A 16,538-nucleotide genomic window follows, 5' to 3' on the forward strand; every position below is an offset into this window, starting at 1 on the left:
TTAAGTTTTCAATCGTTCCTTAAACTGAGCATTTAGAATTAAGCCGACAATAATTAATCCTATTCCTAACAAACTCCAAAAAGTGTAAACTTCAGCAAAAACAAATACTCCAAAGAGTAATGTGAAAATGGTTTCTAAATATTTTAAAGGCGCTATTTGACTTGTTGATGAAGCCGTTTGGAATGCTTTGGTCATATATACCTGCCCGAAATACCCAAACACCCCTAAACCTAATAACATAAACCACTCTATTCCATTCGGGTTAACCCATCTACCAATTGATAATGTAGCCCCAACAATTACAGATATGGCCATAAAATAATTCACCACAACAACTGGGTGTTCGGTTTTACCTATTTTACTTAAAACCACATAAACTAATCCACTAAAAATAGCCGATATAAAAATTAGCAAAAGCCCATAACTATCAAGATTCAAATCAAACCCTTTTAATATAACCACTCCACTAAAAGCCATAGCAAAAAAGAACCATTGCATAGGTTTTACTTTCTCTTTTAAGAAGAAAATAGCAAAAATTGCTGCAAATATGGGTGCCATATATCTAAGAGAAACAGCGGTTCCTATTGGTAAATATTTAGTAGACATAAAAAAGAAAGTCATGGAGGTAACCCCAACCACGCCTCTTAGAATTAATATCTTTTTATTGTTTCCTAAAACCGGAATTTTATGTTTTAATAGAAATGTTAAGGTAAAAATAAGGGTAGTAATGGATCTAAAAAACACTATTTGATACGCACTCATATGCGTTAAATGCTTTACAATACTGTTCATACATGCAAATGACAATGTACTGATAAGCATGAATTTTAAAGCCTTCTTTATATCCAATATGTATTCTTTTAAAGAGGAATAATTATATACTAATCCTCTGGTGGGTATCCATGAATAGACTCAAATACTTCATCAAAATTAGTACGCAAATAAGAATTAAGTTTCTTTCTATATTCTCCTTTGAGCCATTCAACAAAATTGAAAGTACTTTTACTAATACACTTGGTATAACGACCAATTCTAAAATCTATATCATCACCAAGCATTTTAGCTAAGGCTAAAGCATCGTATACATCTTCACTATTTTCAATACATATATAACCATGTTGAGCAATTGAGCGTTCAAGCACAACTTTTGATGATTCGCCAGCTCTAATAGACTCTACGTAGGTTTTTTGAACATCAAAATAAACCTCTTCAGATTTAGCAAATTCTTCGCGTAATTCATCAGGCATTTCATATCTAAAATTACTTTCTAGTTCTTCATCACTTAATAAAGCGTCTAAATAGTAATTTGGTGATCTAAATATACGTTGCCAATCTAAATTATCACCCCATGGTCCAAATCTGTGAAAATTGTTTCCTAAATCAATAACTTGAAATGTCTTTTTATTTTCTAAAACACGAGATCCTCTACCAATCATTTGATAATATAGTGTCAATGATTTTGTGGCTCTGTTCAAAATGATACTTTCTACTGTAGGTTCATCAAAACCAGTAGTTAGTATACTTACAGAAGTTAAAATAGCATCTGGAGTTTCCTTAAACCATTTTAATATATATGCTCTTTCTTTTTTAGAATGTGTGTTGTCTAAATGAGCGATTGGATAACCTGCTCTTCTAAAGGTATCATAAACATGTAATGACGTATTGATACCATTATTGAAAATTAGGGTCTTTTTCCCTTTAGAACGTTCTTCATAAGCTCTTAAAAGCTTTGTAAGCATGTTATCATCTGTATACAAATCCTCTGATGACTTCACTGTATAATCGCCATTAGCACCAACAACTAAGGATGTTAAACCTACATTATAGCTAAACATTTCGGCACGCGATAAAAACCCATTTTCTATTAAGGATTCAATACTTTCACCAACAATTAATTCATCATAATTATCGGTCATTGGCAACTCGATGCTTGAGCTTAAGGGTGTTGCTGTAACTCCTAAAATAAATGACTGACTAAAAAACTTGAATAATTTTGTAAATGAATTATAATGGGCTTCATCAATAATTACAAGTCCAATATCAGAAATATCAAGCTTATCATCATTCAGCCTATTATTTAAGGTTTCCACCATAGCAACGAAACAGCTATAATCACCTTGATCACTTAAATCTGCTTTACTATCAACAACTTTATTAATTACACCAAATTCAGTTAACATGTTTGAGGTTTGCTTGCATAACTCAATACGGTGCGTCATTACAAGTACCTTTTTTTTGTGGTGCTTCAAGTATTGTCTAACTATTTCAGAAAAGATGACTGTTTTACCTCCGCCAGTAGGAAGTTGGTAAAGCAAATGATAATCAGTAGGTGATTCTTCAAAGCTTTTAAAAATTTTATCAATAGCTCCTTTTTGATAGCTATATAAGTCTTTACCGGCTTTTCTTTCTTCTAATTCAATTTGAGATACTACAGACATGCATATAATTTTGACCCAGCAAAAATAACATCTTTGTAGAGTTTAGAACGAATGATTCTTCTAAAAATATTAAAGAAGTTTTAAACTATTCATAAAAATAATAGTCATAAACCAAAAATATTGCCTTATGAAACAGTTGCTATTATGTCTTTTCTGTATTGCATTCTTGTTTTCTTGTAGTTCAAACATTGAAGAAATTGATGATACTGAAAACAACAATACCACTGAAGAAACAACTAACGAAAACCAAACAAAACCAAATATTTTATTAGTATTAGCAGATGATATGGGTTTAGATGCTTGCCCAGGATACGAAATTGGAAATACGAAACCCAATATGCCGAACCTAGTAGGGCTAATGAATTCAGGTGTAAAATTTAATAATGTATGGTCCAACCCTACTTGTTCTCCTACAAGGGCAGGTATTTTAACTGGAAAGTACGGGTTTAGAACTGGCGTTACCAGAGCAGGAAATTCACTTTCAACTTCAGAAACATCTATTCAAAGCTACTTGGATAGCAATACTAATTCTACATATAGTCATGCTGTAATTGGAAAATGGCATTTATCCAACAATAATAGTCACCCAAACAATTTGGGTATCAATTACTTTGCTGGTAGTATTAGTAACCCAATTGCATATGACAATTGGGCACTTAATATTAATGGAAGCACAACAAATTCATCAGAATACATTACAAGTAAATTAACAGATTTAGCTATAGATTGGATTGATAACCAAACTAAACCTTGGTTTTTATGGCTTGCCTATAATGCCCCACATAGTCCATTTCACTTACCTCCTACTGAATTACATTCACAGGGTAATTTACCCAGTGATGCGGCTAGTATTAGTGCAAATCCAATGCCCTACTATTTGGCAGCTTTAGAAGCATTAGACACTGAAATGGGAAGGCTTTTAAATAATATGAGCCAAGACGAATTAGATAATACTGTTATCATTTTTATTGGTGATAATGGTACACCTAATCAAGTTGCACAATATTATGGAAATAGAAGATCAAAAGGAACTATATATCAAGGAGGCGTTAATGTTCCTATGGTAGTTTCTGGTTACGGCATTACAAGAGAAAACACAACTGAAGATGCCCTAATTAATTCATTAGATATATTTGCGACGGTTGCAGATATTGCTGAAACAGGTTCATCAGAAATCAATGATAGTAAAAGTTTTAAAGGTCTCTTCACAAATGTAAGTGCTTCTAAAAGGGCTTATATATATACCGAAGGTGATGATGACAATGGTCTTTTAAACACTACTATAAGGAACGAAACTCACAAATACATTTTATTTGGTGATGGTTCTGAAGCGTTGTATAATCTAGTTTCCAGCCCATTAGAAAACACTAATTTATTGAGTTTTAATCAAGCTCCACTAAGTGAAGAAGACCGTAGTATTAAAGATGATTTGATTTCTAAATTAAATGCCATTTCTGACTAGAATTGTAAATAGATGTTAAATTTTTAAAAAGTTTTGTAACGAAACTCCGTTTTCCGCTTCTAATTGAAATAACATCGTGTTAAGATGTGTTTGTTTTTGAATTTAATGAACGCATTTAATCTTCAATTTTAAATAATAAAATGAGACGTAAAATTTCAAAATTAAGTGCAGTAGTCATCCTTTTTTTATGTGTTGCTACTCAAGTAAAAGCGCAAGACATTACAGGTTCTTGGAAAGGAAAATTATCGGTTCAAGGAACCGAGGTGACATTAGTTTTCGATATTAAAAACAGTGAAGATGGTTATACTTCTACAATGGATAGTCCTTCCCAAGGTGCAACTGGTATTCCTATGGATGTTACAACATACGAAAATGATACTTTAACAATTAAATTTAATCAAGCCGGTATTAAGTATGTAGCCGCTTTAAAAGAAACTTCACTTAATGGAACATTCTATCAAGGGGGCATGGAGTTTCCTTTAACTCTTAATAAAACAGAAAAAACACTTCCTGGAAACGTATCGTTACCAACTTCAGATGGAGATTTAGAGAAATTAGCCAATTGGAACCCCACTAATTACAAGTACTCTGTTGAAGATTATTTCGCAAGACCTAAAGCAAGCTCATTCAGCTTTTCTCCAAATGGAACTTATTTATCTTATAGAGAGAAAGATGAAAACAAAAAAAATCATGTTTACGTTAAAAACCTTGATACCAATGAGGTTAAAAGAGTAATAGAAGAAAAAGATGAGTTAATTAGAGGTTTTGGTTGGGCAAATGAAAATAGAATGATTTATATAATGGATAAAGGTGGGAACGAAGATTATCACCTATTCGCTGTAAATGTAGATGGAACAAACCAAAAAGAATTAACGCCTTTTGATGGCGTTAAAGTAAATATATTGAATGGTTTAAAAGAAGATAAGGATCATATGATTATATCTATGAATCAAAACAATCCTCAAATTTTTGAACCGTACAAGATTAATATAGAAACTGGAGAATTAAAGCAGTTGTATAAAAATGAAGATGCCGCTAACCCAATAAATAGCTATGTATTTGATAAAGATGGTAAATTAAGAGGATTTGTAAAGTTAAGAAACGGAGTTAATCAAGATTTTTATTATACCATAGATGGCGAGAATTATAATATAATAAAACAATTAAGTTGGAAAGATAGTTTCGGTATCTCATCTTTTAACTATGCATCAGACAATCCTCATGAAGCCTATGTAATCTCTAATTTAGATTCAGATAAAGCTCAAATTCTATTATATGATTTGAAAGAAGATAAGGTTATAAAAAATTTATTTTCAAACGATAATTATGATGTTTCAGGGCTTGGTTTGTCAAGATATAGAGGTTATGAATTAGATTATTTCTCATATAACGGTGAAAAAAATGTAGTGGTGCCTGTAAGTGATTATGCAAAAAAGCTTCACAAAAAACTAACTAATAAGTTTCCGGGTTACAACTTCTCAATCTCTGATGTTACAGATGATGAAAGTAAATATTTATTTTTCATTCAAAGTGATAAATTGTATGGTACTTATTATTCCTATGATGCAAAAACGGAGGAGTTTAAATTGCTTTATGATTTAATGCCAAACCTTATAGAAAATGACATGGCAGAAATGCGTCCTATAACCTTTAAAAGTAGAGATGGTTTAACAATACATGGTTACATTACATTACCGAAGGAGGCATTGAATGGAGAAAGAGTTCCTGTAATTGTAAACCCTCATGGTGGACCACAAGGTATTAGGGATTCTTGGGGATTCAACCCAGAGGCACAATTATTCGCAAGTAGAGGTTATGCTACTTTACAAGTTAATTTTAGAATTTCTGGCGGTTATGGTAGAGAATTCCTTGAATCTGGGTTTAAACAAATAGGAAGAAAAGCTATGGATGATGTTGAAGATGGTTTACAATATGTAGTTGACCAAGGTTGGGTTGATAAAGATAATGCTGCTATTTACGGAGGTAGCCATGGTGGTTATGCTGTTTTACGCGGTTTAACAAAAACACCAGATTTATATGCTTGTGGTGTTGATTATGTTGGGGTATCTAATATTTTTACATTTTTTGAATCATTCCCAGAATATTGGAAACCGTACAAAAAAATAGTAAAAGAGATTTGGTATGATTCTGATATACCTGAAGAAAAAGAAATAATGAAAGAAGTATCTCCTGTATTTCATATAGACAAAATTAAAAAGCCTCTTATGGTGGTTCAGGGAGCTAATGATCCAAGAGTTAATATTGATGAATCTGATCAAATTGTTGAGGGGCTAAGAGCCAAAGGTGTTGACGTGCCATATATGGTGAAATATGATGAAGGACATGGATTTGGAAAAGAAGAAAACAGAATAGCTCTTTACGAATCTATGATGGGCTTTTATGCAAAACATCTTAAGAAAGAAATAAAGCAGCCGATTAAAGATTAATAAATTTAATACAATAATTTAAAAGCCTTTAGATTTATTTCTAAAGGCTTTTTTATAATTAGAAAATTAAAACTAATTAATACATTAGCATTTTAAATTTAAGGCTATGCAAATCAATGATAAATCTGGAGTATTAGAATACAAAGCATCTGAACAACGCTATGATAACATGAAATATAATCGTACTGGGAAAAGCGGTGTATTGCTTCCAGCAATTTCTTTGGGGTTATGGCATAACTTTGGGTTTATTGATAGCATTCAAAACGGAAGAGAAATTTTACGTTGTGCTTTTGATTTGGGTATTACACATTTTGATTTAGCTAATAACTACGGACCTCCTTATGGTTCTGCTGAAGAAAACTTCGGAACTATTTTAAAACAAGATTTTAAGAATTATAGAGACGAATTATTTATTGCTACTAAAGCTGGTTATGATATGTGGCCTGGGCCTTATGGGAATTTAGGTTCAAGAAAATATTTAATTTCTAGTTTAGATCAAAGTTTGAAGCGTATGAACCTAGATTATGTTGATATTTTTTATCATCATAGACCAGATCCCAATACGCCTTTGGAAGAAACCATGGGAGCTTTAGCAGATATAGTACGTCAAGGTAAAGCCTTATATGTAGGAATTTCTAATTATGAACCGGCAGAAACTCAAAAGGCTGCCACTATATTGAAAGAATTAAATGTGCCATTTATTTTGCATCAGGCCAGATATTCAATGTTTGATAGATGGATTGAAAATGGGCTTCTTGATACTTTAGAAGATAATGGAGTTGGTTGTATTGCCTTTTCTCCTTTGGCACAAGGAATGTTAACAGATAAATATTTAGGTGGTATACCAGAAGGTTCTAGAGCAGCAAAAAACATGTCTTATCTTAATTCAGATACTGTAAATAGTAACATAGAAAAAATCCAAAAACTTAATGATATAGCTCAAGAACGAGGTCAAAAACTATCGCAAATGGCAGTAGCGTGGATTTTAAGACAACCTCAAGTAGCTTCAGTACTTTTAGGAGCAAGTTCTGCTAATCAGTTAAAAGAAAACTTAAAAGCTTTAGATAATTTAGAATTTTCTTCTGAAGAATTGAAAATGATAGATGGGATAGTTGGTTAATTTATTCCTTAATAATATTAACTGTACCTTTTACATTTATGGAAAGTGCCCACATATCGGCAGCAATAATATTATTATTATCATCTACCACCCTAAAGTGTGCGGTATTAGGTAAAGCATAACCTTCGTTAAGAGCTAAGAACTCTATTTTATTTACGCCTTCTTTCAATTCAATTTTGAAGCCTCTAAATGCATTTATTAAACCCACACGATATTCAAGAATCTCATCATTAACTGATACCCTAATTATATCTCCATCTTCTAAACCATAATCTCTATACATCACTCGTGCATGCTTTGATTTAGTTCTATGGTCACCAAAAAACACATCAATCTTACTACCTTTTGTCCCTAAGCCTTCTTGCTCTTTGATTGAGTTTTCATGTTTCTTAAACCTGTCTTTATATAATTCACCAGGATTACCAAACTTTTCACCAAACATAGAAAACTCCTTTTTGGGTGTTTTAAGATTAACCGTAGATTTAGGAGAATTTAAAGCATTATTATTACCACTAGTAATTGATTTTAAAGGTACAATAGGTGAAGCATCTAATGAATCTTTTTCATTTTCCACAGCCGGAATAGAAAGAGATTTTTTCTTAGAATCAATTTGGGCATGAATTGATACTGTAAACAAAAACAGTATTATAAGTGTGTAAAATGTTTTCAACTGTTTGGGTATCATAGCAATGATGACAACTTTTTATTCTATTGTCAAAGATATTTCTTTATCTTATAACTAGTAAATATTTTTGTATTCATTTAACACAAAAACCATTCCTAAAACAAATTTCTATAGTTTTTATAGTCTTCTTTCCTTGTAAAAACCTACAACAAAAGTTAAAATATGTTAATTTATTACTTTGTTATGCATAGTACTGTAACATTTTTAACTATTGGTCGTCTATCAAGTATAAATCAATAAAAAACGAACAATCATGAGAACATTAAACAACAACCAAATTACAGGAACTTTAAATAACACTAAAAGTTATAATTGGAACACAAAGAGACGTTATAGATAAGTAATAATATTAAAAAATTCATCAATCAATAATCAAATAATCATGAGAACATTAAACAACAATCAAATTTCAGGAACCTTAAATAACACTAAGAGTTATAATTGGAATACAAAAAGACGTTATAGATAAATAGCGCAAAAAATCATCAATCAAAAAATCAATCAAACAATTATGAGAACTTTAAACAACAATCAAATTTCAGGAACATTAAGTAACACTAAAAGTTATAATTGGAACACAAAAAGACGTTACAAATAAGTAATGTCTTTTTAAAAACTTTCATCAATCAAAATGCGAACAACAATCAAAATATCGAATCATTTAAATAGCATCACTCAGGAAAATTTCATGCCTACAAGACGTTATATCAGCTTTAGATCTTCAAATGATATAGTTTGGAAAGGCACAAAACGTTATGCCCATTAAATTGAAGAAGATTTCCATGACGCTTTGCGTCTGATTTCCTTAAAACTGTCATTCCCATGAAGATGGGAATCTAAGTCAATTAGTTATGGTATTGTTTTTGTGAAAGATTTCACATTAACATTTAAACTATAATTTTATGAGACGTTCAAAATTCAGGCCTGAAATTAATGCAGGTTCTATGGCAGACATTGCTTTTTTGTTACTAATTTTTTTCCTGGTAACAGCAACAATTTCAACCGATGAAGGCATTAATAGGATGCTTCCCAAGGAATGCCCACCAGGAGTGGATTGCACCCCTCCTATTAACAAGCGCAATATTTTACAAGTTATGATTAACGACAAAGATCAAATCATGATTGAAGGAAGCACCATAATTGCACTTGAAGACTTAAAGGGTATTGCTAAAGATTTCTTAGACAATAATGGTGATGGTTCTTGTAGTTATTGTAATGGAAATAAAGGGGAAAGCTCTTCTGATAATCCTAGAGAGGCTGTTATTTCTTTACAAAATTCAAAACTTACTAGCTATAAGCAATACGTAGCTGTTCAAAATGAATTAACAAAGGCATATTATGAATTAAGAAACACATATACTATTAATGTGTTGAATAAATCTGCTGATAATTTGACTAAAGAAGAATTAAAACAAGTAAAGGAGGCATATCCGTTTATTCTCTCAGAAGCAGAAACAAGATAGAATTTAGTTATCCTTATTTTAAACACCTAGTTTGCATTCGGCAAAATGCAAACTAGGTTTTTTATTTAATCAATAGTTTAATAATGATTTCAATTCTTCTTCAAACCTATCCTTTGGTAAATATTGATTTTCTAGTTGTTTGGCAAAAGGAATGGGTGATTCTATACTTGCCACCCGTTTAACAGGTGCGTCTAAATACTCAAAACAATTTTCATGTATTAAAGCCGAAATATCACTAGATATTCCACCAAACAAAGTGTCTTCCTGTAATATAATAGCTTTACCTGTCTTCCTTACAGAATTATAAATAGTTTCAGAATCTAAAGGCTGAAGCGTTCTTAAATCTATGACATCGGCAGAAATATCAGGATTTTTTTCTAGAGATTCTAAAGCCCAATGTATGGCTGCTCCATATGAAATAATGGTTATATCATTTCCTTCTTTTATAATGGTAGCTTCTCCTAAAGGAATGGTATAATATTCAATTGGAACTTCTTGACGGATACCTCTATATAAAGCTTTGTGCTCAAAGAACAGCACCGGATTTGGATCATTAATAGCTGAAGCTAATAATCCTTTGGCATCATAAGGAAATGCAGGATAAACCACTTTTAAACCGGGTGTTTTGGTAAACCAAGCTTCGTTGGTTTGGGAGTGAAACGGACCTGCACCAACATCTCCACCACAAGGCATTCTTAAAACAATGTCTGCATTTTGTTGCCATCTGTAATAGGACTTAGCTAAATAATTAACTACTGGATTAAAACCAGAGCTAACAAAATCTGCAAATTGTAATTCAACTACTGATTTTATGCCGGCAATAGATAATCCCATAGCTGTTTCTATAATAGCAGATTCACAAATTGGAGTATTACGTACTCTGTCTTTTCCAAACTCCTTAACAAAACCTTCGGTGATTTTAAAAACACCTCCATATTCCGCTATATCTTGTCCCATGATAACTAAATCATCATGACGTTCCATACTTTGTTTCAGTCCATCGGAAATGGCATCTATAAATCTAATTTTATTTGAATTTGAGTTATGTTTAACTTCCTGATATTCAAACTCTTTAAAAACATCATTTAACTCATTGGTTACATCTGCATTAATTTGGTCTTCGTTTAATGCAACTTCTAAATGTTCATTAATCTCATGTGCTATATTAACCTTTAATTCCACCTCTGAAGTTTCATCTATAATGCCTTTCTCTTTTAAAAAATACTGATAGTTTTCTATTGGGTCTTTCTTAGCCCAAAGGTCTAGCAATTCCTGTGGAACATATTTAGTTCCGCTAGCCTCTTCGTGTCCGCGTATCCTAAATGTTTTAAATTCTAATAACACGGGGCGTTGGTTTTCGCGAATACTTTCAGCAATTTTAGAGACTTTTGTGTATACCTCTAAAATATTATTGCCATCAATAATGTGAGATTCCATCCCATAGCCCTTGCCTCTATCGGCAATATGTTCGCAATTAAATTGCTCTTTTGTTGGAGTTGAAAGCCCATAGCCATTATTTTCAACACAAAACATTACAGGTAATTGCCATACTGAAGCTACATTTAAGGCCTCATGAAAATCACCCTCACTGGTACCACCTTCACCAGTAAAAACTGCAGTAACCTGATTGTTTTCTTTCAGTTTATTAGCCAAGGCAATGCCGTCTGCTACTCCTAACTGCGGGCCCAAATGAGAAATCATCCCCACAATTTTATATTGCTGGGTGCCAAAATGAAATGACCTATCTCTTCCCTTTGTAAAACCAGAAGCTTTTCCTTGCCATTGTGCAAATAATCTATATAATGGAATTTTTCTCACAGTAAACACACCTAAATTTCGGTGCATAGGCAAAATGTACTCGTCTTTATTTAAAGACATTGTAACACCAACCGCAATGGCTTCTTGACCAATACCAGAAAACCATTTGCTAATTTTTCCTTGACGCAATAACACCAACATCTTCTCCTCTATCAATCTAGGTTTCAGCATGTTTTTATATAACTGAATCAGCTTATCCTTTTCAAGATTTTCTATATTAAATTCTAAAGGTTTTGAAGTAAAATCGTTACTCATAAAGCAATTATCAGGCTTATCAAATATACCATAAAAAGTAAATTTTCTTTAATCATTAAGTTAAAATATACCCTTACTTAAACTTTACAATGTTTTTGTACATTTGTATTAGTCACTTAAAAAAAGACAGCTTATGAATAGTATACCTAGTGTTAATTTAAAAGATTTTCTTTCTGATGATTCTGTTAGAAAGCAGAATTTTGTAGATGCTATTGGAAAAGCTTACGAAGAGATAGGGTTTGTAGCCTTAAAAGGTCATTTTTTAGACGATGCTTTGGTAGAAAGATTGTATAATGAAGTTAAAAACTTTTTTAATTTACCAGTAGAGACCAAACAGAAATACGAAATACCTGGAATTGGTGGACAACGTGGTTATGTTTCTTTTGGAAAAGAAAGTGCTAAAGGTAAAAAGGAAGGTGATTTGAAAGAGTTTTGGCATTTTGGGCAATATGTTGAGAATAATAACAAGCTTAAAGCGGAATACCCTGATAATGTCTTAGTGGATGAACTCCCAGAGTTTAATGAGGTTGGTAAAGAAACCTACAGAATGCTCGAAAAAACAGCAAAATATGTACTTAGAGCTTTGGCTTTACATTTAGGATTAGAGGAAACATATTTTGATGAATACATCCTTAATGGAAACTCTATATTAAGACCTATTCACTATCCTCCTATTAAAGAAGAACCAAAAGAAGCGGTTAGAGCCGCGGCTCATGGTGATATTAACTTAATCACTTTGTTGATGGGAGCTCAAGGAAAAGGCTTACAAGTACAAAATCATAAAGGTGAATGGCTAGATGCTATTGCTCAGGATGATGAATTGATGATAAATGTTGGAGATATGTTATCAAGACATTCCAACAACAAGCTTAAATCAACTATTCACCGCGTGGTAAACCCACCAAAAGAGCTTTGGGGCACTTCGCGCTATTCCATACCATTCTTTATGCACCCTATTAGTGATATGAAATTGAATGTATTAGAAGGTTGTATTGATGATAATAATCCTAGGCAATTTGAAGATATTACAGCAGGTGAATTTTTAAATGAAAGATTGGTTGAATTAGGACTGATTAAAAAGTAAAAGGTATGGATTTACAAGATCAACTTAAGAATCTATTTCCAGACATGGTTTCTGAAGATGTTTCTAATGAGACAGCAGATAATGGAGATAACTTATGGATTCAGGACGATCCAATTATTTGCAAATACGAAAAACGAAAAGGCAAACCAATCACAATTCTTGAAGGTTATACAGGCGCTACTGAAGACTTTAAACAATTAGCCAAAGAATTAAAAACAAAATTAAGTGTTGGTGGTAGTTTTAAGGATGATAAAATTATTATTCAAGGCGATTACAGAGATAAAATAATGAATATCCTTAAGGATAGAGGTTTCAAAGTAAAACGAGTTGGAGGTTAATTATGGATAGAAAGCAGCTACATATTACTAATGGTGATGTTTTAACTAATTACCTGAATGACTCTGGCTATAAAGGGGATATAATCACATGGCATGAAATGCTTTGTGAAGGTCCTACATTAGTGAATATTTTGTCGGATGATTTTTTTAAAGTTAGAGCCGATTTCTTTAGCGAAACATACAACGTTTACTTAGATATTGACGCTTATAAATCTGAAATAAAAAAACTAGATAATATTGAAGATTACTCCGAAATAGTCCTTTGGTTTGAATATGACTTATTTTGCCATATTAACTTAATGGCAGTTATAAGTTTAATAAAACAGAAAAAAATAAAGCTACCTATTTCATTGGTTTGCAGCGGACGTGTTAGTCACAGTAAAAACTTAAAAGGTCTTTCAGAATTAAGCTCTGAAGAATTAACTGTACATTACACCAATAGAGCAAAACTAAATCAAGATGATATTGAACTAGCCGAAACGCTCTGGCAAATTTACAACGGTAAGGATCACAATTTATTCAAGCCTTTTATAGTTCAAAGTTCATCTTTTGATTACATGAGCAATTGCTTAAAAGCGCACCTAAAACGTTTTCCAGATAGTAAAAGTGGTTTAAGTACTATTGAAAACAATATTTTAGAAATACTTGATAAAAATATTATAAAATCTAAGCATCACTTACTTGGTTACGCACTCAACTATCAAGGATTTTATGGTTTTGGTGATATGCAATTAGGAAGAATTATTGATCAACTTTCAATATTTTATACCGAAGACGAAAGTGGTATTCAGTTAAACAGAAAAGGATATGAAGCATTGTTAGGTCAACATAATTTTGCTTCTGAAATAAATGATACTACAGTATTTGGTGGTGTTAAAAAGCCAGACTTTCAATTCAATAAACAAGAAAATAAGCTTGTAAAAACAGTAATAAATGCCCATTAAAGAATCTGAACTGATCTTAAACCCTGATGGCAGTGTTTATCATCTCAATTTAAAACCAGAAAATATAGCCGACACCATAATTTTTGTTGGTGATCAAAACAGAGTAGATAGAATTTCTAAACACTTCGATTCTATTGAATTCGAAACTCAAAAAAGGGAATTTAAAACTCATACTGGTTATTACAAAGGAAAACTAATTACGGTACTTTCAACAGGTATTGGACCTGACAATATTGATATTGTCATGAACGAATTGGATGCTTTGGTTAATATTGACTTAGACACAAGGAAACCTAAAGATAACCTTAAAAGTCTTGATATTATTAGAGTAGGGACATCCGGATCGCTTCAAAAGGATATTCCGGTAGACTCATTTGTTCTAAGTCAATTTGGATTAGATTTAAACGGCATGCTTCACTTTTATCAAATAGATTCTATTAAAAACAGAGAAATTGAGGAAGCTTTTATAAAACAAATCAATTGGTGTAAGGATAAGGCAACACCTATTGTGGTTAGAAATAGTCCTTCTCTAGAAAAAAGATTAGAGAGCGATAAGACATTTAAAGGTATGACAGCAACTGCAGCAGGATTTTATGGTCCTCAAGGTCGTGTTTTAAGACTACCTGTTCAAAATCCAGAATTAAACCATAATATGGATAGTTTCAATTTTAATGGTTTTCGTGTTACAAACCTTGAAATGGAAACATCGGCTATATTCGGCTTAGCAAAACTTCTAGGGCATCATGCAGTGTCTCTTAATGCTATTATTGCTAATAGAGCAACAGGTAACTTTAGTGATAACCCTGGAAAAGCTGTAGATGACCTCATTTTATACACGTTAAATAAAATTGTAGAATAAAACTGATTTTTGATAAATGAAGCATGTGAATATTGGTGGTGTACCTGAACATTTTAATTTGGCTTGGTATTTAACCCTTAAAAATGGTGAGTATAAAGACGAAGGTATTAATTTGAGGTGGCATGATTATTATGGTGGTACGGGAGCCATGTGTAAAGCATTAAGGGAAAAAGAAATTGATATTGCTGTTATACTTACTGAAGGCATTACTAAAGACATTATTGCTGGTAACCCAAGTAAAATTGTTCAAACTTTTGTGCAAACACCTTTAGTTTGGGGAATTCATGTGGCTGCTAACTCTAAATATAATACTATTGCTGACTTGAAAGGAACCAAAGCTGCCATAAGTAGATATGGTTCTGGCTCTCACTTAATGGCGTATATAAACGGAGAAAACAATAATTGGGATTTAGAAAAAGATCTAGATTTTGAGGTTATTAAAAATTTGGAAGGTGCTGTTGAAGGTTTAACAGATGGCGAAGCAGATTATTTCCTTTGGGAAAAATTCACCACTAAACCCTTGGTTGATGACGGAACTTTTAGAAGCGTTGGTAATTGCCCTTCACCTTGGCCTTGTTTTGTTATTGCTGTTAGAGAAGATTTTATTAATAATGAAGAAGACACTCTAAAAACCATCTTAGATATTATAAACAATACAACTGTTGATTTTAAGCACATTCCTAGTATCGACAAAACTATAGCTAATAGGTATGAGCAAAAAATTGAAGATGTTCAAGAATGGTTAAGTTTAACCGAATGGTCTCAGGAGGTAATTGACGAGGACACCTTGATGACTGTTCAAAAGGAACTCTTCAATCTTAATATTATTCCTGAAATTGTTGATTATAATTGCTTAGTTGATAAACTTGAATGAAACTTTTATATTAAAAACCTTTAATCCTTTTGATATTTTATAATTCGTTTAACAATGTATTTTTGAGTACTAGATACTGAAATTCTCATAAAATAAACTCCCTCTACTAAATGCTGTAAATTATTAATTACAATTTGTCCATTAATTGGTGAAACCTGCCGATCTTTATAAATAGTTTTTCCATTAATGTCCAACATTTTGATATCTAATTTTTTATTGACATCTGATGATAAGTTGATAGTTATTTGGTGATTAAACGGATTGGGATATAATTGCAACTCATTAAATCTAAAATCAGCATCACTCAAAGTATCCTCTGTCGCAGGGTCACAGTCGTCGTCTAATCCATTACCCGGTATTTCTGTAACTCCTGGGTTAACTTCCATTAAAGTATCATCACAGTCATTATTGGTTAAACTATACCCTAACCCAGGATCTGAACAAAATTCTGTACCTGAATCATTTTCATCTCCATATCCGTCCCCATCTACATCTATATAGTATGTGGTTTGTCCAATGACGTCACCATCTGCATCATCCGTAAGTCCATCGCAGTCATCATCAGCTCCATTACAAATCTCACTTGCTCCAGGATGTATAGCACTGTTACCGTCATTACAATCGTCATTGGTATTGGATTCTCCCGATCCCGGTGTACTGTTTGAGGATGACGTAGTAGTCGTGCTTCCATAGCCATCACCATCTGCATCTACATATCTTAAATAATTACCATCGCAATCTTCATCTACAT

Annotated in this window: 14 protein-coding genes; 9 read left to right on the top strand and 5 right to left on the bottom strand. The window is 32.3% G+C overall.

The window, feature by feature from the left end:
• Positions 1–849, bottom strand: coding sequence for a DMT family transporter (locus FUA22_RS07990; protein ID WP_147767366.1), 849 nt, complete (start codon positions 847–849; stop codon positions 1–3).
• A 32-nt stretch (positions 850–881) separates the two neighbouring features.
• The gene (locus FUA22_RS07995; protein ID WP_147767367.1) at positions 882–2,438 is read right to left on the bottom strand and encodes a DEAD/DEAH box helicase; all 1,557 of its coding nucleotides are present in this window, start codon (positions 2,436–2,438) and stop codon (positions 882–884) included.
• 127 nt (positions 2,439–2,565) lie between these two features.
• Between FUA22_RS07995 and FUA22_RS08000 the strand changes: the two genes are divergently transcribed.
• The 3 genes from FUA22_RS08000 to mgrA all read left to right on the top strand — a co-directional run bounded on the left by FUA22_RS08000 (position 2,566) and on the right by mgrA (position 7,467).
• On the top strand, positions 2,566–3,900 hold the full coding sequence (locus FUA22_RS08000) for a sulfatase-like hydrolase/transferase (RefSeq protein ID WP_147767368.1): 1,335 nt from the start codon (positions 2,566–2,568) through the stop codon (positions 3,898–3,900).
• A 140-nt stretch (positions 3,901–4,040) separates the two neighbouring features.
• On the top strand, positions 4,041–6,347 hold the full coding sequence (locus FUA22_RS08005) for a S9 family peptidase (protein ID WP_147767369.1): 2,307 nt from the start codon (positions 4,041–4,043) through the stop codon (positions 6,345–6,347).
• Positions 6,348–6,453: 106 nt separating this feature from the next.
• Positions 6,454–7,467 carry an L-glyceraldehyde 3-phosphate reductase gene (gene mgrA, locus FUA22_RS08010; protein WP_147767370.1) on the top strand — a complete coding sequence of 338 codons (1,014 nt, stop codon included), beginning with the start codon at positions 6,454–6,456 and terminating at the stop codon, positions 7,465–7,467.
• 1 nt (position 7,468) lies between these two features.
• Here mgrA and FUA22_RS08015 read toward each other — a convergent pair whose 3' ends face one another.
• A complete protein-coding gene (locus FUA22_RS08015) occupies positions 7,469–8,137 on the bottom strand; it encodes a hypothetical protein (protein ID WP_147767371.1) in 669 nt (222 codons plus the stop codon).
• A gap of 917 nt (positions 8,138–9,054) precedes the next feature.
• Here FUA22_RS08015 and FUA22_RS08020 point away from each other — a divergent pair.
• Positions 9,055–9,615 carry an ExbD/TolR family protein gene (locus FUA22_RS08020; RefSeq protein WP_147767372.1) on the top strand — a complete coding sequence of 187 codons (561 nt, stop codon included), beginning with the start codon at positions 9,055–9,057 and terminating at the stop codon, positions 9,613–9,615.
• A gap of 69 nt (positions 9,616–9,684) precedes the next feature.
• Here the strand turns inward: FUA22_RS08020 and FUA22_RS08025 are convergent, their stop codons facing one another.
• Entirely contained in the window at positions 9,685–11,604 is a 1,920-nt protein-coding gene (locus FUA22_RS08025) for an alpha-ketoacid dehydrogenase subunit alpha/beta (protein WP_394344022.1), read from the bottom strand.
• A 217-nt stretch (positions 11,605–11,821) separates the two neighbouring features.
• Between FUA22_RS08025 and FUA22_RS08030 the strand changes: the two genes are divergently transcribed.
• From FUA22_RS08030 to FUA22_RS08050, 5 genes are read left to right on the top strand one after another with little or no spacing between them, the layout of a single operon-like run.
• Entirely contained in the window at positions 11,822–12,772 is a 951-nt protein-coding gene (locus tag FUA22_RS08030; protein WP_147767374.1) for an isopenicillin N synthase family dioxygenase, read from the top strand.
• Positions 12,773–12,777: 5 nt separating this feature from the next.
• Positions 12,778–13,110, top strand: coding sequence for a translation initiation factor (locus FUA22_RS08035; protein WP_147767375.1), 333 nt, complete (start codon positions 12,778–12,780; stop codon positions 13,108–13,110).
• A gap of 2 nt (positions 13,111–13,112) precedes the next feature.
• On the top strand, positions 13,113–14,054 hold the full coding sequence (locus FUA22_RS08040; RefSeq protein ID WP_147767376.1) for a DUF1835 domain-containing protein: 942 nt from the start codon (positions 13,113–13,115) through the stop codon (positions 14,052–14,054).
• Complete coding sequence (locus tag FUA22_RS08045; RefSeq protein WP_147767377.1) at positions 14,044–14,913, top strand: nucleoside phosphorylase; 870 nt, start codon at positions 14,044–14,046, stop codon at positions 14,911–14,913. The genes FUA22_RS08040 and FUA22_RS08045 overlap by 11 nt, the downstream gene beginning before the upstream one ends.
• Positions 14,914–14,929: 16 nt before the next feature.
• A complete protein-coding gene (locus FUA22_RS08050; protein ID WP_147767378.1) occupies positions 14,930–15,787 on the top strand; it encodes a substrate-binding domain-containing protein in 858 nt (285 codons plus the stop codon).
• 20 nt (positions 15,788–15,807) lie between these two features.
• On the opposite strand, the gene FUA22_RS08055 is transcribed toward FUA22_RS08050, so the two are convergent.
• Positions 15,808–16,538 (bottom strand): MopE-related protein (locus FUA22_RS08055; protein WP_147767379.1); only part of this gene is annotated, 731 nt, incomplete at its 5' end.

Origin of the sequence: Seonamhaeicola maritimus (assembly GCF_008056315.1) — a bacterium.
GTDB classification, from domain to species: domain Bacteria; phylum Bacteroidota; class Bacteroidia; order Flavobacteriales; family Flavobacteriaceae; genus Seonamhaeicola; species Seonamhaeicola maritimus.

Coding starts and splice junctions, on each gene's coding strand:
- FUA22_RS08030 (WP_147767374.1), top strand. CDS start 11,822: ATGAATAGTATACCTAGTGTTAATTTAAAAGATTTTCTTTCTGATGAT.
- FUA22_RS08020 (WP_147767372.1), top strand. CDS start 9,055: ATGAGACGTTCAAAATTCAGGCCTGAAATTAATGCAGGTTCTATGGCA.
- FUA22_RS08005 (WP_147767369.1), top strand. CDS start 4,041: ATGAGACGTAAAATTTCAAAATTAAGTGCAGTAGTCATCCTTTTTTTA.
- FUA22_RS08035 (WP_147767375.1), top strand. CDS start 12,778: ATGGATTTACAAGATCAACTTAAGAATCTATTTCCAGACATGGTTTCT.
- FUA22_RS08025 (WP_394344022.1), bottom strand. CDS start 11,604: ATGCTGAAACCTAGATTGATAGAGGAGAAGATGTTGGTGTTATTGCGT.
- FUA22_RS07995 (WP_147767367.1), bottom strand. CDS start 2,438: ATGTCTGTAGTATCTCAAATTGAATTAGAAGAAAGAAAAGCCGGTAAA.
- FUA22_RS08050 (WP_147767378.1), top strand. CDS start 14,930: ATGAAGCATGTGAATATTGGTGGTGTACCTGAACATTTTAATTTGGCT.
- FUA22_RS08040 (WP_147767376.1), top strand. CDS start 13,113: ATGGATAGAAAGCAGCTACATATTACTAATGGTGATGTTTTAACTAAT.
- FUA22_RS08000 (WP_147767368.1), top strand. CDS start 2,566: ATGAAACAGTTGCTATTATGTCTTTTCTGTATTGCATTCTTGTTTTCT.
- FUA22_RS08045 (WP_147767377.1), top strand. CDS start 14,044: ATGCCCATTAAAGAATCTGAACTGATCTTAAACCCTGATGGCAGTGTT.
- mgrA (WP_147767370.1), top strand. CDS start 6,454: ATGCAAATCAATGATAAATCTGGAGTATTAGAATACAAAGCATCTGAA.